25 protein-coding genes are annotated in these 25,205 nt (G+C 63.8%); 14 read left to right on the top strand and 11 right to left on the bottom strand.

Annotated elements, in window-relative coordinates:
• Positions 1 to 31: 31 nt before the first annotated feature.
• Both cobM and cbiE read right to left on the bottom strand, forming a co-directional pair.
• Complete coding sequence (cobM, locus tag C3Y92_RS15360) at positions 32 to 814, bottom strand: precorrin-4 C(11)-methyltransferase (RefSeq protein WP_129353966.1); 783 nt, start codon at positions 812 to 814, stop codon at positions 32 to 34.
• Positions 807 to 2,045 (bottom strand): precorrin-6y C5,15-methyltransferase (decarboxylating) subunit CbiE, encoded by a 1,239-nt coding sequence (gene cbiE, locus C3Y92_RS15355; RefSeq protein ID WP_129353964.1) that lies wholly within the window; start codon positions 2,043 to 2,045, stop codon positions 807 to 809. Before cbiE ends, cobM begins: the two co-directional genes overlap by 8 nt.
• Before the next feature lie 102 nt (positions 2,046 to 2,147).
• Here cbiE and C3Y92_RS15350 point away from each other — a divergent pair, with 102 nt between their 5' ends.
• Positions 2,148 to 2,828: a YjgN family protein gene (locus C3Y92_RS15350; RefSeq protein ID WP_129353962.1), complete on the top strand. Its 681-nt coding sequence runs from the start codon at positions 2,148 to 2,150 to the stop codon at positions 2,826 to 2,828.
• A 104-nt stretch (positions 2,829 to 2,932) separates the two neighbouring features.
• Here the strand turns inward: C3Y92_RS15350 and C3Y92_RS15345 are convergent, their stop codons facing one another.
• The gene (locus C3Y92_RS15345) at positions 2,933 to 4,483 is read right to left on the bottom strand and encodes an ABC1 kinase family protein (RefSeq protein WP_129353960.1); all 1,551 of its coding nucleotides are present in this window, start codon (positions 4,481 to 4,483) and stop codon (positions 2,933 to 2,935) included.
• Positions 4,483 to 4,761 (bottom strand): phasin family protein, encoded by a 279-nt coding sequence (locus tag C3Y92_RS15340; protein WP_043600144.1) that lies wholly within the window; start codon positions 4,759 to 4,761, stop codon positions 4,483 to 4,485. Before C3Y92_RS15340 ends, C3Y92_RS15345 begins: the two co-directional genes overlap by 1 nt.
• A gap of 280 nt (positions 4,762 to 5,041) precedes the next feature.
• Between C3Y92_RS15340 and C3Y92_RS15335 the strand changes: the two genes are divergently transcribed.
• The gene (locus tag C3Y92_RS15335) at positions 5,042 to 5,539 is read left to right on the top strand and encodes a DUF1269 domain-containing protein (protein WP_015859907.1); all 498 of its coding nucleotides are present in this window, start codon (positions 5,042 to 5,044) and stop codon (positions 5,537 to 5,539) included.
• A 176-nt stretch (positions 5,540 to 5,715) separates the two neighbouring features.
• On the opposite strand, the gene greA is transcribed toward C3Y92_RS15335, so the two are convergent.
• Positions 5,716 to 6,210, bottom strand: a complete 495-nt coding sequence (greA, locus tag C3Y92_RS15330) for a transcription elongation factor GreA (protein ID WP_129353958.1) — start codon at positions 6,208 to 6,210, stop codon at positions 5,716 to 5,718.
• Positions 6,211 to 6,436: 226 nt separating this feature from the next.
• On the opposite strand from greA, the gene C3Y92_RS15325 reads away from it, so the two are divergent.
• The 4 genes from C3Y92_RS15325 to feoB all read left to right on the top strand — a co-directional run bounded on the left by C3Y92_RS15325 (position 6,437) and on the right by feoB (position 10,202).
• Complete coding sequence (locus C3Y92_RS15325) at positions 6,437 to 6,880, top strand: nucleoside 2-deoxyribosyltransferase (protein ID WP_129353956.1); 444 nt, start codon at positions 6,437 to 6,439, stop codon at positions 6,878 to 6,880.
• Positions 6,881 to 7,007: 127 nt separating this feature from the next.
• Positions 7,008 to 7,250, top strand: coding sequence for a hypothetical protein (locus C3Y92_RS15320; protein ID WP_235669508.1), 243 nt, complete (start codon positions 7,008 to 7,010; stop codon positions 7,248 to 7,250).
• Between the two features lie 531 nt (positions 7,251 to 7,781).
• Positions 7,782 to 8,012 (top strand): FeoA family protein, encoded by a 231-nt coding sequence (locus tag C3Y92_RS15315; protein ID WP_129353952.1) that lies wholly within the window; start codon positions 7,782 to 7,784, stop codon positions 8,010 to 8,012.
• A 3-nt stretch (positions 8,013 to 8,015) separates the two neighbouring features.
• On the top strand, positions 8,016 to 10,202 hold the full coding sequence (feoB, locus tag C3Y92_RS15310; RefSeq protein WP_129353950.1) for a ferrous iron transport protein B: 2,187 nt from the start codon (positions 8,016 to 8,018) through the stop codon (positions 10,200 to 10,202).
• A gap of 126 nt (positions 10,203 to 10,328) precedes the next feature.
• Here feoB and C3Y92_RS15305 read toward each other — a convergent pair whose 3' ends face one another.
• From C3Y92_RS15305 to purU, 6 genes are all read right to left on the bottom strand, one after another.
• Positions 10,329 to 11,201, bottom strand: coding sequence for an ABC transporter ATP-binding protein (locus C3Y92_RS15305; RefSeq protein ID WP_129353948.1), 873 nt, complete (start codon positions 11,199 to 11,201; stop codon positions 10,329 to 10,331).
• Positions 11,198 to 12,013, bottom strand: coding sequence for an ATP-binding cassette domain-containing protein (locus C3Y92_RS15300; protein WP_129353946.1), 816 nt, complete (start codon positions 12,011 to 12,013; stop codon positions 11,198 to 11,200). The genes C3Y92_RS15305 and C3Y92_RS15300 overlap by 4 nt, the downstream gene beginning before the upstream one ends.
• Positions 12,003 to 12,842, bottom strand: a complete 840-nt coding sequence (gene nikC / locus C3Y92_RS15295) for a nickel ABC transporter permease subunit NikC (protein WP_129353944.1) — start codon at positions 12,840 to 12,842, stop codon at positions 12,003 to 12,005. The genes C3Y92_RS15300 and nikC overlap by 11 nt, the downstream gene beginning before the upstream one ends.
• The gene (gene nikB / locus C3Y92_RS15290; RefSeq protein ID WP_129353942.1) at positions 12,839 to 13,786 is read right to left on the bottom strand and encodes a nickel ABC transporter permease subunit NikB; all 948 of its coding nucleotides are present in this window, start codon (positions 13,784 to 13,786) and stop codon (positions 12,839 to 12,841) included. Before nikB ends, nikC begins: the two co-directional genes overlap by 4 nt.
• 154 nt (positions 13,787 to 13,940) lie before the next feature.
• Complete coding sequence (nikA, locus tag C3Y92_RS15285; protein ID WP_129353940.1) at positions 13,941 to 15,524, bottom strand: nickel ABC transporter substrate-binding protein; 1,584 nt, start codon at positions 15,522 to 15,524, stop codon at positions 13,941 to 13,943.
• Positions 15,525 to 15,804: 280 nt separating this feature from the next.
• On the bottom strand, positions 15,805 to 16,662 hold the full coding sequence (gene purU / locus C3Y92_RS15280) for a formyltetrahydrofolate deformylase (RefSeq protein ID WP_129353938.1): 858 nt from the start codon (positions 16,660 to 16,662) through the stop codon (positions 15,805 to 15,807).
• A 444-nt stretch (positions 16,663 to 17,106) separates the two neighbouring features.
• Here purU and C3Y92_RS15275 point away from each other — a divergent pair, with 444 nt between their 5' ends.
• From C3Y92_RS15275 to C3Y92_RS15240, 8 genes are all read left to right on the top strand, one after another.
• Positions 17,107 to 18,273: an ABC transporter substrate-binding protein gene (locus tag C3Y92_RS15275; protein ID WP_129353936.1), complete on the top strand. Its 1,167-nt coding sequence runs from the start codon at positions 17,107 to 17,109 to the stop codon at positions 18,271 to 18,273.
• A gap of 81 nt (positions 18,274 to 18,354) precedes the next feature.
• Positions 18,355 to 19,278, top strand: a complete 924-nt coding sequence (locus C3Y92_RS15270; protein WP_129353934.1) for a branched-chain amino acid ABC transporter permease — start codon at positions 18,355 to 18,357, stop codon at positions 19,276 to 19,278.
• A gap of 21 nt (positions 19,279 to 19,299) precedes the next feature.
• Positions 19,300 to 20,379, top strand: a complete 1,080-nt coding sequence (locus C3Y92_RS15265) for a branched-chain amino acid ABC transporter permease (protein ID WP_129353932.1) — start codon at positions 19,300 to 19,302, stop codon at positions 20,377 to 20,379.
• A 3-nt stretch (positions 20,380 to 20,382) separates the two neighbouring features.
• Positions 20,383 to 21,150 (top strand): ABC transporter ATP-binding protein, encoded by a 768-nt coding sequence (locus C3Y92_RS15260; RefSeq protein WP_129353930.1) that lies wholly within the window; start codon positions 20,383 to 20,385, stop codon positions 21,148 to 21,150.
• Positions 21,150 to 21,878 (top strand): ABC transporter ATP-binding protein, encoded by a 729-nt coding sequence (locus C3Y92_RS15255; RefSeq protein WP_129353928.1) that lies wholly within the window; start codon positions 21,150 to 21,152, stop codon positions 21,876 to 21,878. The genes C3Y92_RS15260 and C3Y92_RS15255 overlap by 1 nt, the downstream gene beginning before the upstream one ends.
• A gap of 266 nt (positions 21,879 to 22,144) precedes the next feature.
• Positions 22,145 to 22,888, top strand: a complete 744-nt coding sequence (locus C3Y92_RS15250) for a hypothetical protein (protein WP_129353926.1) — start codon at positions 22,145 to 22,147, stop codon at positions 22,886 to 22,888.
• Between the two features lie 8 nt (positions 22,889 to 22,896).
• Positions 22,897 to 23,649 carry a hypothetical protein gene (locus C3Y92_RS15245; protein WP_129353924.1) on the top strand — a complete coding sequence of 251 codons (753 nt, stop codon included), beginning with the start codon at positions 22,897 to 22,899 and terminating at the stop codon, positions 23,647 to 23,649.
• Positions 23,650 to 23,913: 264 nt separating this feature from the next.
• Positions 23,914 to 25,170, top strand: coding sequence for a hypothetical protein (locus C3Y92_RS15240; protein WP_165352126.1), 1,257 nt, complete (start codon positions 23,914 to 23,916; stop codon positions 25,168 to 25,170).
• Positions 25,171 to 25,205: the final 35 nt, after the last annotated feature.

The raw sequence follows: 25,205 nt of genomic DNA, 5'->3' as shown, positions 1-25,205 counted from the left end.
GGCTCCTTTGTCTTTTTCCAGGGACGCAGTGCTAGGCCTTGCGGTCGCGGGCCGGACGGCAGCCGTGGCTGAAGTCGGGATCGTAGAGTTTCGAGGCCGTGGCGCTTCCCTGGCCGGGCAGGACGAGGAACACGGTCTGGCGGTCGATTCCTGCGGCGCGCACCGTGGCGGCCAGTTCGCCGATGGTGGTCCAGAGGCGTTTTTCGCCGGGCCAGCCCAGGCGGTGGGCCAGGGCCACCGGGGTTTCGGGCGGATAGCCGCCGGCGAGCAGGCCCTTGGCCACGCCTTCGGGGTCGCCGGCCGAGAGGTAGACGGCCATGGCGGACTGGTGGCGGGCCAGATCGGCCAGGGATTCTCCTGGCGGCATGGGCGTGCGGCCGGCCAGCCGGGTGAGAATCAGCGTCTGGGTGACTTCCGGGGCGGTAAACGAGGCGGCAAAGGCGGCGGCGGCGGCCGAGGCCGAGGTGACACCCGGGATGACGGCGTAGGGGATGGCTTCGGCCGCCAACAGCGCCATTTGCTCGGCGATGGCTCCGTAGAGGGCGGGATCGCCGGTGTGGACCCGGGCGGCCAGACCGCCGGCTGTGGCGCACTGGCGCAGCAGCGCGTGGGTTTCGTCCAGGGCCAGGGGGGCGGAATCGACGACCTTCGCTCCGGGCCGGGCCAGGGCGACGATGGCCGGCGAGACCAGGGAGCCGGCGTAGAGCACGAGGTCGGCGGCGGCGATGATCCGGTTGGCCTTGACGGTGAGCAGTTCCGGGTCGCCGGGGCCGGCCCCGATGAAATAGACGCGGGGATCGGACGGGTCAGCCATGGGCGGCCTCCTTGGCGGCGGCGATGATGAAAACGGGATTGTCGGCGGCCAATCGCAGATCCTGGGCGATGGGCATGGCCCGGGCGGCCTGGAGCTGGGTGACGGCGGTTTCCAGGCCATGGGCGGCCAGGACGTCCAGGACGCTGGCAAGGGACCCCAGCAGTACGGCGTTGACCACCAGTCGGCCGCCCGGGGCCAGGCGGCGGCACAGTTCGGGGAGCAGGCCGGGGTTGCCGGACAGGCCGCCGCCGACAAAGACGCGGTCCGGGTCGGGAAGCGCCTCCAGACCGTCGGGCGCGGCGGCCAGGACCGGGCAGACGGTGAGCGCGCCGGTGCGCTGGATGTTGGCGACAAGGTGGGCGTGTCGGGCCGGGTCGCGCTCCACGGCATAGACCGGCCCGGGGGCGTTTAGCAGCGACGCTTCCAGGGCCACGGCCCCGGTGCCGGCTCCGATGTCCCAGACCACGTGGCCGGGGCGGGCGGCCAGGCCGGCCAGGGACACGGCCCGGGCCGGGGCTTTGGTGAACACGGCGTCGTCGCGGGAAAGGGCGTCGTCGGCCAGGCCGAGGTGCAGCGGCACGGCGGGCGGGGCCGTGCGCTCAATGAGCGCCAGGGACAGGGCGGCGGTTTCGGCAAGGGCGGCCTCGGGCAGCGTCAGCCGGCGGAGGCGTTCGTCCGGCAGGCCGAGGTTTTCGCAAATGGTCATGGCGAAGGTGTTGCCGCCGCGCGCCAGCAGGGCCGTGGCGATGGCGGCCGGGCTGTTGGCCGCGTCGGTGTAGACGGCGGCCGCGCCGTGGCGGGCCAGGGCGGCGAACAGGGGCGTGGCGTCGCTGCGGCCATGCAGCGAAACCACGGGCAGGTCGTCCCAGGGCCGGCCGAGGCGGGAGCAGGCCACGGCCACGGTGGTGACGTTGGGGTAAAAGCGCAGGGCCTGGGGCCCGAACCGGGCCAGCAGCGTCTTGCCGATGCCGAAATAGAGGCCGTCGCCGTCGGCCAGGACGGCCACGTTTTGGCCGGCCTGCCGGGCGTCGGCCAGGGCGTCGCACACGGCGGGAAGCGGCCCGGCGATGGGAAGGCGGCGGCCGGGATGGTCGGGAAAGGCGGCCAACAGCCGGCGGCCGCCGACCAGCACGTCGGCCGCGTCCAGGGCGGCGGCGGCTTCGGGGGGCAGGGTCGGCCGGCCGATGCCGCAACCCAGGACATGGATGGGGGGGAGGGATGCCTGCGTCATGGGCAAAACGTCTACCCGGCCGGCGCGGCGCGGTCAAAAGGGGCTTGCCCTTTGGGCCGGTCTCGGTCACAGACTGGTTTATCCATATCCGGGAGGCGAACCATGGACGTAAGGCAGACGGGCGTAAGATTCACCGGCGGGGCGCTGTGGGCCTTTGGCTATGCCTTTTTATTCCTCATTTTGTTCCTTTTCGTGATTCCCGGGGCCTGGGGGGCCGTGCCCTTCGCCATCTGGTGGACGTCGCATTTGGCTTTCGAGGACGGCGGCCGGGCGGAATTCACCGGCCGGGCCAAGGATGTCTGGGTGCTGTTCGCGGTGCTGGCGATCCTGACCTATCTGCCGAGCCTGGCCACCATGGGCATGCCCAAGGACAGCGGCAAGACACAGCTTATTCAGGTGCTTATGGGGCTAGCGCTGTTTCCCTTGGACGCGGCCGTCAAGCTTCCGGTCTACCGCTGGTTCATTGAAAACATCCGGCTCGAACCGGGTGGTTCGGCCCGTTTCACCGGAACCTACGGCCCGTATCTGGGCTGGGCGGCTTTGGTTGCGGTGTCGGTGCTCACCATCATCGGCTGGGCCTGGGCCATGACCGGCATGATGCGCTGGTTTTGCCGCCACATCGAAGCCGACGCCTTTTCCGTGGAATTTCACGGCACGGGGCTGGCGCTTTTGTGGCGCGGTTTTGTCTGGCTCATCGGCATGGTGTTTGTCATCCCCATCCCCTGGGTGCTGCGCGCCATGTTCGGCTGGTGGGCCGACAACCTCGTCGTTGTTCGTCGGTAACTCCGCTTTTCCGCATCGCTGCCGAGCCGGGCAACCCCTGGCGGGGTTTCCAAAGGGGGTCACCCCCTTTGGCCGCCGGAGGCATCTTCCCTCTTTTCAACTCCTTACTTCAGCCCCGTCCACACCCGCAGCGCCCCAACCCCGAACAGTCCCCAGGCCAACCAGACGCCGCGTTCCCCGAGGGTCAGGGCTGCCAGGAAGCCGGCGGCCATGAGTGTTCCGCCCACGGCCAGGGGGCGCAGGCCCAGGCGCAGGCGGTCGGTGACGAATTCGAGGGTTTCCGGGGAGACCTTGACCCGCAGGTTGGCTTCGCTGAGGTCGGTGAGCACGGTCTTGGCCCGGCGCAGGGTCAGCGGCAGGTTTTGGAGTTCGCCGCGCAGGGTGGGGAAAAGCCCGGCCTCGGCCCCCAGCGCCCGGGTGAGGTTGTGGCGCAGGCGCGGCAGGATGTCCTTGACGCCGTTGAAGTTGTCGATGGCCGTGGCCCCCAGTCCCTCGATGAGGGCGCTTACGCGCATGACGTAGACGATGTCCTGGGGCACCTTGAAGGGCAGGTCCTTCATGGAGTCCAGGACGGAGAAGGCGAGCGCCTGCATGGAGGCGGCGGACAGCCTGGCGTCGCCGAAGATGTCGAACATGCGTTCGGCGAATTCCATCATCTCGGAGGGATCGGCTCCGGCGGCAACGATGCCCAGGCGTTTGCAGGCGGCGATGAAGGTTTCGTAGTCGCGGTCGTGGGCGGATTTGGCGACTTCGATCATGGCCACCCGGGTGTCGGCGGGCAGGCGTTTGACCATGCCGAAGTCGAGCAGGGTCAGCTCGCCGCCGGGCCGCACGAGGATGTTGCCGGGGTGCGGGTCGGCGTGGAAGTAGCCGCGCACGAGCATTTGCTCGATGTAGAAGTCAATCAGCGCATCCAGGACCGTGGAAAAGGGGATGCCGGCCTCGCGCAGGCTGGCCAAGTCGTCGATGCGCCAGCCGGTTTCGTAGCTCATGACCAGGGCGTGGACGCTCGAAAGATCGGGGTAGGGCCTGGGCAGGCGCACCGGGCCTTGGCCGTAGGCGTCGGTGAACTTGCGCAGGTTGGCCAGCTCCACGGACAGGTCGGCTTCGCGCACGATCATGGCGGAGAATTCCGTGAGCACGGCCTCGACGGAATTTTTGGTGGCGCTGGCGAAAAACGGGGTGAAGGCCCCGAGCATGGCCCGGATGGCGGCGATGTCGGCGCGAACCTGCTTTTCGACGCCCAGGCGTCGCAGCTTGACGGCGACGAGGCTGCCGTCAGGCAGCGTGGCGGCGTGGACCTGGCCGATGGAGGCGCTGGCCAGGGGCGTGTCGTCAAAGGTGGCGAAGGGCGGGGCGTCGCCGAAGGCCAGGCGGAAGGCGGCCTGGAAATCGGCCTGGGGCATGGGATCGACTTCGTCGTGGACGCCGCGCAGTTCGGCCAGATAGTCCTCGGGAAAAAAGTCGGCCCGGGTGGCCAGCACTTGCGCCAGTTTGACGAAGCACACGCCCAGGGTCAGGACGGCGTCTTTCAGCCGGCGCGGCGGCAGGGGAGCCAGAAAGAGGAAACGCTCCCTGCGCCGCACCAGCACAAAGACGGTATGGAGAAAGCGAAACGTCAGCCAGAGGCGGCCCGGGGACGGCGGGCGGGGCATCAAGACGACTTTTTCTTGAGCAGCGCCTTGAGTTCGGCGATGTCGTCCTTGGTGGCCAGACCCATTTCCTCCAGGACTTTTTTCACTTCCTCGCGCACGCGCGCGGCCAGGGCTTCTTCTTCTTTCTTGGCCCGGGCCTTGGCGTCTTCGAGAAACTGCTTGGCCTCGTCGCGGGAGACCTCGCCGCGTTTTTCCAGTTCGCCGAGCACTTCGCCCAGCTTGTCCTTGGCCAGAAAGGCCGCTCCCAGGCCCATGGAGAGGAGATCGACGGGTTTCATGCGCACCTCGCTTGGATTGTCAGGCTACTATGGGAATTCGGTGGGCCGGCGTCAAGGCGGGGCATCGACAGGCGGAAGCCTGCCGGGTTGGCGGCTTGCCTGACGGCGCAGCCTTGGCGGGCAGAAACCAGGCTTTTCGTCCCGGTTTCACGGTCCTGGCGCGCGGCGTTTTCGAGACAGGCGGCATTCCCGGTTGCAACAGGCCGGGCAATGGGCCATAGGTGAGGATAAGACGACCCGCGCGGGCCGTTTAACCCATGACGCCAAAGGAGCATCCCCCATGAGCGATCTGATCGTCGTCGGCTATGACGACATGTTCAAAGCCGAGGAAGTGCGGCTCAAACTTCTTAAGATGCAGAAGGAATATCTCGTCGACCTGGAAGACGCCGTGGTGGCCGTGAAGAAAGACGACGGCAAGGTGAAGCTCAACCAGATGTACCACCTGGCCGCCTCGGGCGCGGTGGGCGGCGGCTTCTGGGGCATGCTCATCGGCCTGATTTTCCTGAACCCCATCCTCGGGGCCGTGGTCGGGGCCGGAGCCGGCGCGGCGGCAGGGGCGCTGTCCGACGTCGGCATCGACGACGACTTCATGAAAAAACTGGCCGAGCAGCTCCAGCCCGGCACGTCGGTGCTGTTTGTGCTCATCCGCAAGATGACCGCCGACAAGGTGCTCGACGAGCTGTCCGGCACCGGCGGCAAGGTGCTCCAGACCTCGCTGTCCCACGAGGACGAAACCAAGCTCCAGACCGCCCTGGACGCGGCCAAGGCTTCGGCCTAGTGTCGCGTCCGCGAAAAGCGCATATGGTGTTTTGTAGTCAACAAGCTAAAAACATTTGTAAAAAATACTATCGTATTTTTTAAGGGACGCGACGCTAGCCACGCCGGTTGGCGAGCGCATTGAAAAGGCCCTGTCGCATTGCGGCAGGGCCTTTTTGCGTGTCGGGGACGATGCGGCTAGTCGTCGGCGGCGGCCACGGGGCCGTGAAAGGCGATGGAGACGATTTCGTAGTTGATCTTGCCGCGCGGGGCATCGACGACGATCTCGTCGCCCACGAACTTGCCCAGCAGGGCCAGGCCCACCGGAGACAGCAGCGAAATGGAACCCTTGCTGGGTTCGGCTTCGTCCGGGCCAAGCAGGGTGTACTTTTTCACGTCGCCGGTATCCACGTCCTCAATCTCGACGGTGGCCCCGAAGATGACCTGTTCGCCGCCCAGGGTGGTCAGATCGATGACGTTGAACCGCGACATGCGGGATTCGATGTAGTTGATGCGGGCTTCGAGCATGCCCTGGCGTTCACGCGCGGCTTCGTAGCCGGCGTTTTCGCGCAGGTCGCCTTCCTCGCGCGCTTCCTTGATGGCCAAAATGACGCCGGGGCGCTCTTTCTTGAGCCGTTCCAGCTCGCGTTCCAGCCGTCTGAAGCCCTCAACGGAAATAGGGATGCTTTCCATCGGCAATACCTTGCAATCGAGTGATGTTGGAGTGTCTGGGCATTAACGAGAGCGGCCCCGCCCCGAGAGAGGGCGCGGCCGCCGAGAGATCATGGAAATGGTCATGCGGACAAGGACGGTTTTCTTAGTAGTCCATACCAGGCTTTGGGTCAAGACGGGAGTTGTCCGGCGGGCCGCGGCTCGGCTATAGGGGACATCCACCGGGCAAACCGCCCAAGGAGCCTGTATGCGCGTCTATCTCGCCGGTCCGCTTTTTACCTTGGCCGAGCGCCGTTTCATGGCTCATCTGCGCGATCTGGCCGGGGAACTCCCCGGGGTCGAGCCGGTCTGGCCGGGCGATCTTTTCACGGACGAGGAAGTGGCCGCATTGGGAAATAACGCCAAGAGCCGCCTGTTTGCCGGGTGTCGCGACGCTCTGGAGAGCTGCGACCTGATCGTGGCCGTCCTCGACGGCCCGGGCGTGGACGACGGCACGGCCTGGGAGCTGGGCTACGCCCATGCCCGGGGCCTGCCGGCCTGGGGACTGCGCACGGATTGTCGCAATGCCGGAGAGACGGCCAGTTCGTTGGTCAACTGCATGATCGAATGCGCCTGCCAGGCCATCCACCGCGACCTTGGCGCGCTGCTGGCCGCCCTGGCCCGGCAGGCGTCGCGGGGAGCGGGCGCATGACCAAATTTTCATTTGCGGGGATGTTCGATTTGACATAAATTCAGGCCTCACAGTCAGGCGACGACTCTGTCTTGAACCGCAACCGGGGTGGACGGCAGTCATGATGGAAGCGTGTCAAGATCCGCTGATGTATTTGGTGGATAGCTTGTGTTGCAACGTTTACCTTGACGGCGGCGGCAACGTCCGGCTGGGCTTTTCCCGGCGGCACGGCTTGGCCGACATGATGACCGCCCAGGGCATTGCCCGATCCCATGCCAGCCTCCTGCGCGAGAGGCTGCGCCAACTCGGGCGCAGTGTTGACGCATCCCTTCCCGATGGGCCTTCCCTGGCCGAGCATGTGGCCCTGGGCCCGTTTTGCCCGCTCGTCTAGTGCCTCTTTCGCGAAAAGCGCAGAGGGCATTTCGCAGACAACATCTCAAAACCATACGGTTTTCTTAGAAAATGCGAGCGTGTTTTTAAAGAACGCCACACGAGCGCCGCATCTGCGAAAAGCGCACCAGGCGTAGTGGGCGGCAAATCGCGGCCATGTTTTCTCTTGAGTGATCGCTTTGCCTTGTACAGGGGGCGCGGCAGGAGTCCGGCGTTGCCCTTTGCCTTTTGAGTGCGCCTTGCCGGCTTGCGTGTCGGCATGGGCGCTTTTTGTTTTGCGTCTGAGGCCACTGCCGCCTTGAAGCGCGGCGAATGGAGCGGATTTGGAGAGAACGATTTTCAAAATTGATTGACATTGATATTGAATCTCATTTACAAGTTTTGTCGGGTGCGGCCCGTCTTCGGACGCGCTCCGCGCCAGTGTCCGCCAGAGGTCGGCCCAGAGGCCGCTTTGCGCGGGGCGAATCTTTTTTTAGCGTGTTGCCTGCCGGCCAGATGGATCGACCGACGGGGCTTGCAAAGGAGGAACGGCATGGTCATGTCTTTGAGAAAACTGGCCGTCAATCAAAAGGGCTGCATCAAGGCCGTCACGGCCAGCGGCGAAATGGGCCGACGCATCCGCGACATGGGACTGGTTCCCGGGACGCCGGTCATGGTGGTGGGGCGTGCGCCCCTGGCCGATCCCGTGGCGCTGCGAATGCGCGGATTCACGCTGTCGCTTCGCAACAGCGAGGCCGACTGCATCACCGTGGAGGCGGTCTAGGCCATGTCGATCATTCGCGTGGCCGTCTCCGGCCAGCCCAACTGCGGCAAAAGCACCATGTTCAACGCCATCACGGGCGGTTCGGCCCGGGTCGGCAACTATCCCGGCATCACCGTGGATCGTCTGGAAGGCGTCTACCAGCAAAACGGCGACAGCATCCATCTGGTGGACTTGCCCGGCACCTACTCCCTGACCTCCTATTCCATGGAGGAGCTGGTCGCCCGCAACGTCATCGTGGACGAACACCCCGACGTGGTCATCAACATGATCGACGCCACGGCCCTGGAGCGCAGCCTCTATCTGGCCGTGCAGTTCATGGAGATCGGCGCGCCCATGGTCCTTGGCCTCAATATGATGGACGAGGTCAAGCGCAACGGCGTGACCATCGACGTCAAAAAGCTTTCAACGCTCCTTGGCGTGCCCGTGGTGCCCTGCGTGGCCCGGGTGGGCCAGGGCCGCGAGGAACTCATGAAGGCCGTGGCCGCCGCCTACAAGGCGTCAAACGGCAAGTGGAAGCCCATCCGGCTGTCCTACGGCCCGGAGCTCGACCCGGTCATTGAGCGCATGACCGCCATTATTGCCGAAGCCGGCTTTCTGGTTGATCGCCACGATCCCCGCTGGGTGGCCATCAAATACCTGGAAAACGACGAGCAGGTCATCGAGGAGGGCCGGGCCGCCGGTTCGCTTTCGGCCAAGCTCGAAGCCCTGTGCAAGGAAGCCGAGGTCCACACCCGCCAGCACGTCGGGACCACCCCCGACGCCATCATCGCCGACTGGCGCTACGGCTTCATCAACGGCCTGCTCAAGCAGGGCGTGGTGTCCGGCGGCGACGAACTGCGCCGCACCTCCTCGGACTCCATTGACCGCATCGTCACCCACAAGGTGCTTGGCCCGGTCATCATGCTGGCCGTGTTGTGGGTCATGTTTCAGATCACCTTCACCCTGGGCGCCTATCCCCAGGGCTGGATCGAGGACGGCTTCACCTGGCTGGCCGGCATAGGCACGCAGTACATTCCCGAGGGCGACCTGCAGTCGCTGATCGTGTCCGGCATCATCGGCGGCGTGGGTTCGGTCATCGGCTTCACCCCGCTTATTTGCATCATGTTCGCCATGCTCGTCTTCCTGGAAGACCTCGGCTACATGGCCCGGGTGGCCTACATGATGGACAAGGTCATGCGGATTTTCGGTCTGCACGGCATGTCGGTCATGCCGCTGATCATGTCCGGCGGCATCCCCGGCGGCTGCGCCGTGCCGGGCGTCATGTGCGCGCGCACCCTGCGCAGCCCCCGCGAGCGCCTGGCCACGATCCTGACCGCTCCCTTCATGGTCTGCGGGGCCAAGACCACGGCCTACCTCATGCTCGTGGCCGCCTTTTTCCCGGACAACCCCACCCGGGCCATGTTCCTGGTGGTGCTGGCCGCCTGGGGCTTCGTGCTCCTCGTGTCGCGGCTGTTGCGCTCCACCTTGGTCAAGGGCGAGTCCACGCCCTTTGTCATGGAAATTCCGCCCTACCGCCTGCCCACCCTGCGCGGCGTCATCCACCACACCCTGGAGCGGGTCTGGCAGTACGTCAAAAAGGCCGGCACCGTGATTCTGGCCGTGTCGATTATCATGTGGGCCGTCATGACCTTCCCCAAGCTCTCCGAAGAGACCGTGGCCGGCTACGACGCCAAGCGCGACGCCGCCGCGGAGCAGGTCAAGGCCGCCAACCCGGACGCCAATGAGGAAAACCTGGCCGCGCTCACCGAGGACGCCACCAAGGCCATTGAGGACGAACAGAACGAAGAAGCCCTCAAGAACTCCTTCGGCGGGCGGGTGAGCCAGTTCATCAGCCCGGTAACCGAGCTGGCCGGCTTCCCCTGGCAGGCCAACGTGGCCCTGATCGGGGCGTTCGCGGCCAAGGAAGTCTTTGTCTCCACCATGGCCACGGCCTATTCCATGGGCGAGGTCGATCCCGAGGAATCGGAGTCGCTCAGCGAAAAGCTGGCCGCCGATCCGGCCTGGACCCTGCCGGCCATTTTAAGCGTCTTCGTCTTCATGCTTCTTTACACGCCCTGCATGGTCACGGTGGTGGCCATTGCCAAGGAAACCAACTGGAAGTGGGCCACCTTCTCGGTCTTCGGGTCCATGGCCTTCGCCTTTGCGGTGTCCGTGGCCATCTACCAGATCGGCAAGCTGATCCTCGTCTGACGTCGTCGTCAAGCGACGCCAAAACGCCCGGAGAGACGCGTCTCTCCGGGCGTTTTTTTATGGCGGAAGGGGCGGCGGCCCGGGGCTCGGGGCGGACGGCTGACCCGGCGGCGCGCCGGGCGCGCGTCAGGCCGGCGGCTCGCCGTTGGCCGGGCCTGGGCCGGTTTGGGTCTGGTCCGAGTCCGGACCCGGGTCGGGGGCCAGGCGCCCGTTGTCCGGCCGGGCCGGCAGCAGGGCGCGGGCCAGTTCGGCAAAGCCCGGGTCATCGTGGCCAAACCGCCCGCCCCGGCAGGTAGCCCGCTCCACGATGCGGCCGTCGCGCATGACCGCCGCCTCGCCGCAAAGCCGCGCCACCACCCGCAGGTCGTGGGAAATGAAAAGACAGCTCACGCCGGACTCGCGGCCCAGGGCGACGAGCAGATCCATGACCTGGGCCTGGGCCAGCATGTCCAGGGAACTGACGGCCTCGTCGAGAACGAGCACCTCGGGGGAGGAGGCCATGGCCCGGGCGATGCAGGCCCGCTGGAGCTGGCCGCCGCTTAACTGCGACGGCCGCTTGGCCACAAAGGCCCCCGGCAGCCCCACCCGTTCCAGGAGTTCCCCGGCCCGGCGCAGTTGTTGCCTGCGGCTGGCCCGGTCGAAGTTGGCCAGGGGCTCGCCGATGGTCTCGCCGATGGTCAGGCGCGGATTGACCGCGCCGTGGAAGTTCTGGAAGACCACCTGGACGTTTCGCCGGTAGAGCCGCCAGTCCGGGCCGGACAGGCGGCGAATGTCGCGCCCCTTGTAGCGCACGAGGCCGGCGTCGGGACTCTCCAGCCCGAGCAGCAGCCGGCCCAGGGTCGATTTGCCGCAGCCGCTGCGCCCCACTAGGCCCAGACGCTGGCCCGCCGCCAGGGACAGGTCCACGCCGGCAAGCACCGGCTTTTTCGCGCCCCCGCCGAACATGCCGCCCTGGGCGTAGCCCTTGGCGACCTCCACCGCTTCCAATACCGGGGTCATGGCCTGGCTCCTTGGTCGTTTGCGGCGCGCGGCGACGGGGCCGCCAGGGCGTCGTGGAGATCGTAATGGGCTGCCAGCAACGTACGGCCGTAATCACTTTGGGGTGCCTCGAAAAAGGCTGCGGCCGGCCCGGTTTCCAGGAGCCGGCCGTGGCGCATGACGGCCACCCGGTCGGCCAGGCGGGCGGCCACGGACAGGTCGTGGGTGACCAGGAGCACGGCCAGGCCGCGTGAGCGGCGCAGGGCGTCAATGCACTCAAGGGCCTTGGCCTGGGCCGGCATGTCGAGGTCGGTGGTGGGTTCGTCGGCCAAAAGCAGGCCCGGATCGCCGAGCATGGCCAGGGCCAGCATGACCCGCTGGAGCATGCCGCCGCTGAGCTGGAACGGATAGAGCGGCAAGAGCGTCCCGGGGGCGTCGAAACCGACCTCGGCCAGGGCGGCCACGGCTCGGATATCCGGCGCGCCGCCAAGGCCCAGGCCGCGCACGGTCTCGCGGAAATGCCCGCGCACGGTCATGACCGGATCAAAGCAGCTCGACGGATTTTGCAGCACCATGGCCGCGTCGCGGCCCCGGCGGACGGTTTCCCGGCCGTTTACGCGGATGTGGCCAGCGGTTTGGCGCACTCCTGGGGGCAAGAGGTCCATGACCGCCAGGCAGGTCATGGATTTGCCCGAGCCGGATTCGCCGATAAGGGCCAGCACCTCGCCCGGGGCCACGGACAGGCCGAGGGAATGGACCAGGGGCGTTTCATGGGGCGGCCGGCCGGCGACAAGGTCGAGCCCCTCGACGTCAAGGACGGGATTAGTGGCCATGGTCCAGCTCCGAGACGAGATGAGGGTCGAGGCGGTCGCGCAGGGCGTCGCCCAGGATGTTGGCGGCCATGACCGACAGGAAGATCATGAGCCCCGGGAAGAGCATGAGCTGGGGCGCGGTGCGCAGAAACTGCCGGGCGTCGCCGATCATGACGCCCCACTCCGGGGTAGGCGGCTGCACGCCCAGGCCCAGGAAGGACAGGCCCGAGACGTGGAGCATCATGTGGCCGATGTCCAGGCTCGCCAGCACCGCCATCTGGGCCGCCACCGGCGGCAGGATGTGGCGCGCCCCCAGGAGCAGGGCCGGTGTGCCGGCCACCTTGGCGGCCAGCACGTGCTCGCGGTTTCGCAGCTGCAGCACCATGCCGCGCACCATGCGGGCGTACCAGGCCCAGTGGGTCATGACGATGGCGATGATGACGTTGGTCAGCCCCGTGCCCAGGATGCCGATGAGAAACAGGGCCAGGATGAAGGTGGGGAAGGTCAGGATCACGTCGCACAGGCGCATGATGACGGCGTCGGCCGTGCCGCCGAAATAGCCCGAGGCCCCGCCCACGACAAACGACAGGACGAGGATGGCGGTGACGATGACCGCCACCGACCCAAGGGAGGCCCGGGCGCCGTAGACCAGCCGGGAATAGATGGAGCGGCCAAGGTGGTCGGTGCCCAGGGGCTCGGACAGGCTTGGCGGCTCAAGCTTGCGGCCGATGTCGGTGCGGTCTGGATCAGTGGTTGCCAGGAGCGGAGCAAAGACGGCCATGGCGACAAGCACGGCGGCCAGGACAAGGGCCAAGGCCGTGAGCTTTTTGGCGAAAAGGGTGCGAATCATGCCCGTCCTCCCTGGCCGCCCAGGCGCATCCTTGGGTCGGCCACGGCATAGGCGATGTCCACGGCCAGGTTGCAGACCACGAAGATGACGGTCATGACCAGCATGAAGCACTGGAGCACGGGAAAATCGCGGTTGTAGATGCTGGAAACGGCGTAGCGTCCGACCCCGGGCCAGGAAAACACGCTCTCCACCACCACCGCGCCGCCCAGCAGCTCGCCCACGTGCATGCCCGTGGCCGTGAGGATGGGAATAAGCGCGTTAACGAACATGTGCCGCCACACCACCGTGCCCTCGCCGACCCCGCGCGCCCGGGCGTAGAGGATGAAGCGGTGGTGCATGGTTTCGAGCATGCTGGCCCGGATGAGGCGGGTGTTGACGGCCAGGGACATCAGCGCCAGCGAAACCGCCGGCATGACGAGATGGGAAAGCCCGCCGCGCCCCAGTGGAGGCAGCCAGCCGAGCTCCACGGAAAACAGCCACACCAGCAAAAAGCCGAACCAGAAATTGGGGATGGACACGCCGGCAAAGGCCACGGCCCGGGTCAGGTGGTCCAGGGCGGTGTCGCGCTTTAACGCCGCGGCCACGCCCATGGGCACGGACAGGCCCAGGGTGATCAAAAGCGACGCGCCGGCCAGTTCCAATGTCGCCGGCAGGTAATAGAGGATCTCGTCCATGACCGGGCGTCCGGTGACGTAGGAACGGCCGAAGTCCAGACGCGCGGCCCTGGTCAGCCAGGTCGCGTACTGGTCGGAAAGCGGCTTATCTAGGCCCAGGGTTTCCCGGGCTATGGCCAGATTCTCGGTGGTGGGGGGGATCTGGGACAGGCGTAGATAGGACAAGGCCGGGTCGCCCGGGGCCAGCCGCAGGATGGCGAAGATGACCAGGGACACGGCCAGCAAAATGACCGGCAACACGGCCAGCCGGCGCAGGATGTAGGACAGCAAGGGGCGCTCCTTGAAGAGCCGGGCCGCGCTGTAGCGGCCCGGCCGTGTCGCTTGGCGTCATGTTCGGGAAATGCCGAAACGCTGACTCGGGCGGCAATAGGCTACAGTTAGAGTTGTTTTACAACAAACCGTAACGGGTGTTGCGGTTGCCGCTTCAGCGTTTGGTCATTCCCTCAAAGGGAATCTCATACTTGGTTGGCATGAACCCGGGGGCCGTGACGTCCTGGCGATGGACCACGATGTTGGTCATGTTGGTCAGGGGCAGATAGACGGCCTGTTCGTGCAGGGTGGTCAGAATGTCCTTGTACAGGGCGGCGCGCGTTCCCTCGTCGGTGGTTGTCAACACCTGGGTGATCTTGGCGTCTATATCGGCCTTCATGGGCAGGCCGACCTGGGCCTGGTAGTCGGCATGGGAGGGCGAGCGCATGGAGCCGACCACGGCGTGGGGCTCGTAGGGGGGGCCTGAGGTGTCATTGAAGATGATGCCGAACTCGCCGTCGTGCTGGCGCTTGCCGAAGGCGTCGTTTTCCTCGCCGACCAGGCGGATGCGCATGCCGATTTTGGCCAGTTCCCCCTGCATGAGTTCGGCGATGAACTTTTGCAGGGCGTCGTTGCCGATGAAGCAGAAGTCGATTTCCAGCTCTTTGCCGTCCTTTTGCCGCACGGTCGCGCCCTTGGGGAGCTTCCACCCCGCGTCGTCCAGGAGCTTTTCGGCCTTGGCCCGGTCAAAGGCGAAGGGCGGCAACTTGAGGTCGCAGTAGGGAATGTCCGAGGCGAAAAGCGTGTCGGCCGGCTTTTCCACGTCCAGAAACACGCCCTTGACCAGAGCCGCCTTGTCCACGGCGTGGGCCACGGCTTGGCGCACGGCCAGGTCGCGGGTGGGGCCGCGCCCGGAGTTGAGGCAAAGCGCCCGCGTGCCCAGGGGGCCGGAAATCCCGGTGACGTTGGCCTTGTCCGCGGCCAGCAGCTTGAAGGCGTCCATGCCGATCTGGCCCGAGGCGTGGCCGCCGGAACCGTAGATGAGGTCCACGTCGCCGGTTTCGTAGGCGGTCAGCCGGGCGTTGGGATCGGTGATGACCTTGACGCGCACGCGCTCCAGGGCCGGCTTCTTGCCCCAGTACTTGTCGTTTCGCGTAAACAGGTCGTACTCGCCGAGCTTGGTTTCGGCCAGGAGCCACGGCCCGGTGCCCACGGCTTTCTTGATGCCCTTGGACGTGTCGCCGTCGTCGGGGAAGACGGCCGGCGAGGCGAAACGCAACGGGCGGATCAGGGACAGTTCCTGGAGCGTCGGATAGTAGGGTCCCTTGAGCTTCATGACAAACGTGCCCGGGTCCGGGGCTTCCAGGACGTCGAGTTGGTTGATGAGCTCCAACCATTTGTGGCGCGGCAGGTTTTTGCGCACGGCCTCGAAGTTGGCCTTGACTGCGGCCGCGTCAAAGGGCGTGCCGTCGGAGAAGGTCACGCCCTGGCGCAGATGAAAGGTATAGGTGCGCCCGTCAGGAGAGATGTCCCAGCGCTCGGCCAGCCAGGGCACGATCTTGCCGCCCGCGTCATAGCGCACCAGGGGCTCGTAAAGCATGTTCTGGGCGTACATCTGGTTGGGGGAATAGAGGTGGGGATTGAGCGGCCCGCAGTTGGACTGCCAGGAAAAGACCAGCTCGTTTCCGCCGGCCAGGGCCGGGGCGGCCGGGACGGCTAGCAGCAGGGCCAGGGCCAGGGTTCGGAAGAAAATCGTCATGATCGTGCTCCAAAGATGCATACGTAATTATAAAAAAGTAGCGCTTGATAGCAAATCATGCGGAATGAGGCAATCTACAGCTGACGGAAAAGTGGAAAAGGCGAAGGAAAAAGCCTGGCCCGGCCGTGGCCGGCAAGCAGGCGGCGCGGCGGCGTGGGGAAGAACACGGCCCAGCCGGCGCGGAAGGGGCCGCCCCGGCCGGGAGAATGCCAAGGCCAAAAAAAGCGCCCCGGACGGCTGGTCCGGGGCGCTGATCGGCGAAAGGGGAGGGGGCGGCCGTCTAGCGGAACACCACGGTCTTGTTGCCGAAAACGATCACCCGGTCTTCGAGATGCCAAGTAACGGCCCGGGCCAGCACCGTGCGCTCCAGTTCGCTGCCCATGGCTTTGAGGTCGGCCACGCTGTGGCGATGGGTCACCCGAGCGGTGTCTTGCTCGATGATGGGGCCGGCGTCGAGCTCGGCCGTGACGTAATGGGCCGTGGCTCCGATGAGTTTCACGCCCTTTTCATGGGCCTGGCGGTAGGGGTCGGCCCCGACAAAGGCCGGCAGGAAGGAATGGTGGATGTTGATGACCCGGTTGTCGTAAGGTCGCAGGAAATCCCCCGAGACCACCCGCATGTAGCGGGCAAGGACGAGCAGGTCCACGCCGGTCCCGAGCAGTTCGGCCATGCGGGCCTCGGCCTCGGCCATGCCGCCGTCGCCCACCGGCACGCAGTGGTAGGGCACGCCGAAGCCTTCCACGGCCTCGCGCGGGTCCTCGTGGTTGCCGATGACCATGGCGATGTCGCAGGGCAGCTCCTTGCGGGCATAGCGCCACAAAAGCTCCATCAGGCAGTGGTCGTGGCGCGACACCAGCACGGCCACGCGCTTGGGCACGTCGGAGTAGGATAGCCGCCAGTCCATGTCGAAGCGGTTGCCCACCACCTCGCCAAAGGCGGCCTCCAGGGCGGCCCGGGACACGTCGATGTAGGGCGTGTAGAATTCCAGGCGCATGAAAAATGTGCCGCCCTCGGGATCGGTGGAGTGCTGGTCGAGGTCGATGATGTTGGCCCCGTGGGTGTACAGAAACGTGGTCACGGCGGAGACGATGCCGGGCCGGTCGGGGCAGGTGATGCGCAGTCGGGCGGTGGCGGACATGATTTGTGGTCCTTTTGCGGTTTCTTGGCCGGAAAAACCGGGAAAAAGGGCATAGCCCAGAACGCCTTCCGACGCCAGCGGGGAGTCAGCAAAGAATGTTCGGACAATATTGTCAAAATCTGAAATTTATTTTACTGACACGTGGTCCCACGGCCCGTTGCCGGCTTCTGCCGGGGGCTTGGCCGAAGCCGGCGGTTTTTCGGCCGGTTCCGGAAAACCGGGCACGGGGCGGAGTTGGGCAAAGCCGGGTTTGCAGCCTTTGCCAAGCTTTTTGAGAAAGTACAATAATTCCAGTTGAATGATGATTCGTCCCGTCATCGGACGTTTCACAAAAATGTTGGACGCCGGGTCCGGGGGATTCCCTTCAATCTGGACTTGCGCTATAGACCGTGTCTTGGAGTCAAGGTGTAAGTACTTGAAATCGACTGCAAACAGGAGGCGTTCATGAAAAGGTCCTGGCTGATTGCCCTTTTTTGCGTTCTGGGCCTGGCTTCGCCGGTCCGGGCGGCCGACACCGTCAAACTGGGTTTCAACATCCCGCTGACCGGCGACATCCCTGACGTCGGCGAGTCGTCCAAGAACGCGGCCGAGATGCTCAAGAAGAAGATCAACGACGCCGGCGGCCTGAAAGTGGGCGACAAAACCTACAAAGTCGAATTCATCTATGAAGACAACGAGTCCAAGGCCGAATCCGCTCTGTCCGCCACGAGAAAGCTCATCACCCAGGACGGCGTCATTGGCATGGTTGGCCCCCAGTCCAGCAAGCAGGCCGTGCCCGCCGCCGAAGCCGCCAATGAGCTGAAGACCCCCATGATGGCTCCCTGGTCCACCAACCCCAACACCACCAAGAACCGCCCCTACGTTTTCCGCGGCTGCTTCCTGGACACCTTCCAGGGCCCCACCGCCGCCAAGTTCGCCAGCGAAGAGTTCAAGGCCAAAAAGGCCGCCGTGCTCTACGACATCGCCTCCGACTATCCCAAGGGCCTGGCCGAGGACTTCAAGGCCGCCTTTGAAAAGATCAACGGCCCCGGCTCGGTGGTCGCCTTCGAGACCTTCACCACCAAGGACGTGGACTTCTCGGCCCAGCTGACCAACATCGCCAAGTCCGGCGCCGAAGTGCTGTTCGTTCCCCAGTACTACAACGAAGTGCCGCTGATCGTGCAGCAGGCCAAGTCCCTGGGCTTCAACAAGCCCGTGCTCGGCTCCGATTCCTGGGGTTCGGGCGACCTGATGGGCCTTTGCGGCGACAACTGCAAGGGCTTTTTCTTCGTCACCCACTACGCCGCCGCCGGCGCCCAGGGCAAGACCAAGGAATTCATCGACGAGTACACCAAGCTCTACAAGAAGACCCCCGACGACGTCGCCGCCCTGACCTGGGACAGCGCCAACCTGATGCTCGCCGCCCTGCAGGCCGCCGGCCCCATGTCCGGCGATCTGGCCAAGGACCGCGAGGCCCTCATGAAGGCCATGGCCGGCATCAAGAAGTTTGAAGGCATCACCGGCAACATGTCCTATCCCGCCACCGGCGACCACGACCCCATCAAGTGCGCCGTGGTGGTCAAGATCGACGACGCCGGCAAGTTCGCCTTCTACAAGTCCGTCTGCCCGTAGACGGAAGTTCCGTGAACCTTGGCGCGGCCCGGAAGCTTCCGGGCCGCGCTTCCCCAACGATGCGCCGAAAGGGGGTCCCCGTTGCTCCAGAGCTTCCTGCAAAACATTCTAAACGCCTTGCAGTGGGGGAGCTTTTATTCCCTTATTGCCCTGGGCTACTGCCTGGTCTACGGCGTTTTGTTGCTGATCAACTTCGCCCATGGCGACATTTTCATGGTCGGGGCCTACATCGCCTTTTACTGCTGCATGTTCCTGCTCGGCAAGTTCGGCGTCTTCGCCGGCCTGCCCGGCTGGATGGTGCTGGCTGTGGCCGTCCCCCTCACCATGGTCCTCACCGCCGTGGTCGGCGTCACCCTGGAGCGCATCGCCTACCGGCCGCTGCGGCGCAAGGGCGTCAACCGCCTCTACGTCGTCATCACGGCGCTCATGTGCGGGCTTATCCTGGAAAACGGCAACCTGGCGCTGCTTGGGGCCAGCCGCAAAAGCTTTCCCACCCTGGTGCCCATCAAGGTCTTCGAGATTTTCGGCGTCACGGTCACCAACATCAAGCTCATGGTCATCGGCGTGGCCATCCTGTCCTTTTTGTTGCTGCATTTTATCGTGACGCGCACCAAGATCGGCATGGCCATGCGGGCCATCTCCTATGACCGGTTCGCCGTGCCGCTCATGGGCATCCCGGCCGACACGGTCATCGTCTTCACCTTCGTGCTCGGCTCCGGCTTCGCCGGTCTGGCCGGCCTGTTTTTCGCCATGACCTACCCGGTCATCGACCCCTACATGGGGGCGCTCATTGGCTGGAAGGCCTTCATCGCGGCCGTGGTCGGCGGCATCGGCTCCATTGCCGGAGCTTTTGCCGGCGGGTTTTTGCTGGGGTTCGTCGAAATCATGGTGGTGGCGTTTTTCCCCTCCACCTACCGCGACCTCATTGCCTTCTCGATTTTGCTCCTCATCCTGTCCATCCGGCCCACCGGCCTCTTCGGCGTGGCCCGGCGGACCAAAATTTAAGGCTCGCAAGGGGGAATGAGTATGCAGCGCCTGACCGTGCCCGCCTTGCTGGCCTGTCTTTTCGGGGTTCTGCTCTGGGCCGCCGGCACCGGAGCCCTCAACGTCTACTGGCAGTCCGTGCTCATGTTCATGGGCGTCAACATCATCCTGGCCACGAGCCTCAATATCATCAACGGCAACATGGGCGAGTTCTCCTGCGGCCATGCCGGCTTCATGGCCGTCGGGGCCTACGTGTCCTCGCTTTTGTCCGTGGCGCTTTTCACCAAAAGCCAGGTCTTCGGCGAGCCGCTCATCGGCCCGGCGGCGGCCGTGTGGCTTTTCCCGCTGGTGCTGATAGCCGGAGCCCTGGCCGCCTCCCTGGTCGGGCTTCTGGTCGCCATCCCGTCGTTTAAGACCCGGGGCGACTACCTGGCCATCATCACCATCGCCGCCGCCTACATCGTCAAGTCCACCATCGAGAACATCGGGGCCATCGGCGGCGCGCGCGGCTTCATGGGCATGAGCGCGGTCATGAGCGCCATGAACGAGACCATAAACCTGCCCTGGATTCTGATCTGGGTGTTTGTCGGCACGGTCTTTTCCGTCTGGCTCATCCGGCGCTTTATTTACTCGACCTTCGGCAAGGGCGTGGACGCCATCTGCCAGGACGAGATCGCGGCCGAAATCATGAGCGTCAACACCGACCGGGTCAAACTCGTGGCCTTCATGGTCTCCTGCGGCCTGGCCGGCCTGGCCGGCGGGCTTTTCGCCCACATCCTGGGCTACGTGAACCCGGGCACGTTTACGATCCTCAAATCCACCGAGATCATGGTCATGGTCTATCTCGGCGGCATGGGGTCGCTTTCCGGCTCGGTGCTGGCCGCCATCCTCATGACGCTTTTGATCGAATACCTGCGCGACGCGTTCGGCTTCCTCAACACCTTTTTGCACTACATCTCGGTCATCCCGGATTCTTACGAGGTGACCCAGGTCTGGAAATGGGTGGTCATTCCGTTGCTGCTGGTCCTTCTCATGCAGTTTCGCCCCGAGGGCATCATGGGGCGTCGCGAACTGGCCGACGTGTTTCCCGGGCTTCGCAAATTCTACAAGTTCAAGGGGTAGGCCGTGGCGCTTCTCGACGTAAAGGAAATGACCCAGTACTTCGGCGGGCTGTGCGCCGTGTCGGAGTTCACGGTGGCCCTGGAGCAGGGCCAGATGGCGGCGCTTATCGGCCCCAACGGCGCGGGCAAGACCACGGTGTTCAACCTTGTCAGCGGCTTTTACAAGCCCACGCGCGGCGAGATCATCTTCGACGGCCAGTCCATCAAGGGCCTAAAGCCCCATCAGGTGACCTCGCGCGGCATCGCCCGGACCTTCCAGAACATCCGCTTGTGGTTCGAGATGACCGTGCTGGACAATATCCGCATCGCCCAGCACCACGCCCTGGGCTACGGGCTTTTCGACTGCTTCCTGCGAACCCCGCGCTACATGCAGCGCGAGCGCGACATCGAGGACCACGCCATGGAGGTGCTCTCCCGCCTGGGCCTGGCCGAGGTGGCAAGCGAGCTGCCGAAAAACCTGCCCTACGGCGTGCAACGCCTGGTGGAGATCGCCCGGGCCCTGTCCATCAAGCCCAAGCTCCTCATGCTCGACGAGCCGGCCGCCGGCCTCAACTCGGCCGACGTCGAGGGGCTGATCAAGCTCATCGGCGACATCCATAGGGACTACGGCATCGCCATCTGGATGATCGAACACCAGATGGACGTGGTCATGTCCCTGTGTTCCTGGATCAAGGTCATCGATTTCGGGGCCACCATCGCCGAGGGCACGCCCGAGGCCATCCAGAACAACCCCGACGTCATCAAAGCCTACCTGGGAGACGATACAATCTGATGCTGCTCTCCGTCCAAAACCTGCGGGTTAAATACGGCAATATCGAAGCCCTTCACGGCATCTCCTTCCACGTCAACCGGGGCGAGATCGTCACGCTCATCGGCGCCAACGGGGCCGGCAAGACCACCACGCTCCTGTCCATCATGCGCCTGCCGCCTCCCGAGGCCCCCAAGGTCGTCGAGGGCGACATCCTCTATGAAGGCCAGTCCATCCTCGGCTGGGAGACCCACGACGTGGTGCGCAAGCTCCACATGGACCTCTCTCCCGAAGGCCGGCGGATTTTCGGCAACCTGACTGTCATGGAGAATCTCATCCTGGCCACCTACGCCCGCAAGGACGGGGAAGAGGCCATCGCCCGCGACCTCGACCGGGTGCTGTCGCTTTTCCCGCGCATGTCCGAGCGGCGCAAGCAGCGCAGCGAGTCGCTGTCCGGCGGCGAGCAGCAGATGCTGGCCGTGGGCCGGGCCATCATGACCGGCTGCGACTTCATTCTGCTCGACGAACCGAGCATGGGGCTGGCTCCGCTTTTGATGTACGAGATGTTCCGCACGCTCAAAAAACTCAATGAGCTGGGGCTGACCATTTTGCTCATCGAGCAAAACGCCAAGGTGGCGCTCAATTTTGCCCACCGGGGCTACGTGCTGGACACCGGCGAGATCAAGACCTCGGGCACGGCCGAGGAGCTCAAGCACGACCCGGAAGTGAAAAAGGCCTATCTGGGCGGGTAGGGCATCTGCCGCGACGCTGTTTACGAGCGCCCGGCCGGAGTTTCTCCGGTCGGGCGCTTGTCGTTTAGGAGGCGGATGTTCGTTACGTCGGAGAGGCGGCTTCGGTGGCCGATTTGCCTGAGTCGAGCGGCTAAAGGCGCATGGGAGGAGCCACAAGGAGCGGGCACGGTGAACGATTTCGACACGTTAATAAATATTTAAAAACATTTGCGGAGAGGATTTTGTTGTGGTAATAGTATTTATAAATCAATAATCAAGAGGGTCGTATGAAGAAGCTTCTCCTCGCATTATGCCTCATCGCTTGTCCGGGCCTGGGGTGGGCGCATACCCCTCCTCGATGTGCTTTGCCGCAAGCCCTTCCGGAGTCGGTGACCGCGTATTATTTGGCGCATCGTGACGCAGGGGGGCCGGAATTGATCGCTTTGACGCCTGGCCAAACGCTAACCGTGCCGCATCTGCGCTCCATGAATTGGATATATGTCTATGTCCCCTGCGATAATTCAAGTATTGTGTCGGGTGTTTTGGCAGTGAGAGCCGTTAAGGCCTCTTGTTCAAAAATTTTACGTAGTATTGATATAGTAAAGCTGTATAGAAAAGGAGTGTTTTATAAGTTAGGCTGGCCTTCTGATATAGAGTTTGATGACGAAGTCCCTTTTGACGGGTATCAAGAGTATTATAAGTTGCCTGGTGGAAGGGTCTGTACTGACCCTGTTGGGCGTATTTTAGATAAATTCCAAAGTTGCTATAGAGTTGATTCGGGGAGTTGTTTGTCCGATCCTGTGTTTCGTCGGGAGGTTTTTCGGTATCCGTCTGACAGCGACCAACTGGTAAAAATGACAAGCATGTATCGGTTTGAATGCAACGGCGGCACATGGATTCCGTTTTGGATAGGGGGAGATCCGGTCAATCAAATGCAAAAAATTACATTTTCCGCGTATATCCTGTCTGGAAGATCCTGCCTTGGAGAAATTTCGGCCAGCATCGTGCAGCAACATGTTGATTGCCCTTAGGAGGTTTCATGATCAAGTTGCCGGAAAACGCAATTGAGGATCAAGTCGCCAAGCGAATAAAAAGGTCTTACAGCCTTCTAAAGTATGCCATAAATAATAATCTGCAGATCGATCCTTCTGTGATAAAAGGGATAAACGAGATCAAGTTCGGCTACGATAACAAACAAGAATGGGATGCGGAAAAGTCGGCACGGTTAGATTCGTATATACTCGAACTGACCAAAGTTACCTATCCGACGACGCTGTATACGCTAAAGTATACACTGGAATCGCCATTCGGAAAGTATGCGCTGCCAGGAGTTTTGGTAGTCACGTTGCTTACGGTTATTCTCGCGGGAGCGTCCTGTTATTTGATGATGGCGACTTCTCCTCCGGGGTTTTGGCCCATGGTCTTGTCGATGAGTCTTGGAATGTTGGGAGCGGAACTCAGTCTGTTTTTTGTTTTCCTGGGCTTGGCCAAAGAACTGGCCCTGTCCGAAGGCGACGTCCCAAAGCAGATTGCCAGGATCGTGCTCGGCGCGATGGTGGGCTACCTGAGCTATGTGTTGTTCTCCATGGACAGCTTCGGACAATTGGTGGAATCCAAAACTCTGGGAGCCTTGACTGATACCCAGAAAATCTATGTCTCTTTGCCTTTCTTGATGGGATACAGCGTGCGTTTGGTGTTTGGTGTTCTCAACAAGGCCATTAAATCCGTGGAATTGACTTTGGGGTTGGAAGACAAAAGTGATGAACTGGCCTTGCGTTCCAAGTTAAAATAGCCTGTCTGCAGCCAAAGGGGCTGCGCACTGTCCCGGTCCAGTGGCCCTCCGGATGGGGCAGGGTTGTTGATTGCGGCGACGGCTTAGCTGTCGCCGTTTTTCTGGTGGCCTGCAAGTTGCTTGTAACCTCCCGGCTGCCGCCTGCGTCGGCGGAAATTTCCTGCTTCCACAAGCTGTTGGTGGAAAAATACGGCATGGACCTTGCCAAGTTTCCCTTGGGGTGCGTCCAGATCGGCAAAATTTTCCGCCCCAGGAGGCATGGGCATGAGCATACAAGCCATAGGCCAGGACAATGCCAACAGTTGGCTGGCCCAGATGCTGGCCAGCTATACGGGCCAGACCTCGTCGGCCGCGTCTTCCCTGGAAAGCCTGCTCGGCACGGGCAGCACGACCGGCGACGACGCGGCAAGTTCTTCCTCTTCGTCGTCCACCGCAAGCGTCGGCAGCTTCAATGACATCCTGCAGGCTCTGCTGGCCGGCAACGGGTCCGTGGGTTACGACATGACCACCGGAACGTTGACGGATTTGAGCGGTTCGACCCAGATCGGGGCCATGCCGCCGCCTCCCCCGGGCGAAGGTATGGACGGAATCAGCCGCGAGGTCACGGAAACCGAAAACCAGGACGGCAGTCTGTCGCGCTCGGTCACCATGACCGACGCCGACGGCAATGTGGTCGGCACGGAAACCACCACCCAGAACGCTGACGGCTCGTACAGCACGGTCATGACCATGGTCCAGGCCGACGGCACGACGACCACCCGCACCATGACCGGGGCCTATGACGCCGACGGCAACTTCGTTGAAAACAACACCCTGACGGCGGCCGACGGCACGGTGATCGAATCCGGCACGATCACCACGGCCCAGGATGGTTCCTTCACCTCGACCATGACCGTCACCGACGCTGAAGGCCGGACCTCCACCCGCACGTCCGCCGGCGCGTACACCGAAGACGGCAGCTTTACCGTGAAAAGCAGCCTGGCCGACGCTGCCGGGAACATTCTTGAGACCGGCTCGGAGATCACCGCAGCCGACGGATCGTCCACCTATACCGTTACCCGTACCGGCCCGGATGGTAAGACCGCGACCGAGACGGAAGCCTACGACGCCTTCGGCGCGCTGGTTTCGACGTCCACCTCGACGCCCACCTCGGGCGCGTCCTCGGGAACCTCCCAGGCCGCCGGATCAGGCGGTTCAAGCGGCTCCTCGGGCGATTCGTCGGAAAGCTCTGGTAGCGAGGAGACCACCACCACGGTGACCACGGCCTTTTCCACCGAAGGCATGACCCAGACCACCGTGGTGACCGACGCCGACGGGAACATCGTCAGCAAGACGGTCAAGGAGTTTCCCTTCTCCGCCGATGCCGAAGGACAGTCCTTTGGCGCTACCGAAGCGAGCAAGGACGGCCTGTCCTCCATGCTCGACCAGTACGCCAAGGGCCGCTACGGCGCGGACCGCTACGCCGCCATGGCCGCTTCCGGGGAGTCTGGCGGGCAAGGCGGCTTTTCCGCCCAGGCCTAGGCAGGCTCTTTTCGACAGAGGGGTTTCCAGGACGT

This window comes from Solidesulfovibrio carbinolicus (genome assembly GCF_004135975.1).
GTDB classification, from domain to species: Bacteria; Desulfobacterota; Desulfovibrionia; order Desulfovibrionales; family Desulfovibrionaceae; genus Solidesulfovibrio; species Solidesulfovibrio carbinolicus.
The sequence above is the reverse complement of the archived record's forward strand: the minus strand, read 5'-3'. Positions and strand labels throughout refer to the sequence as shown.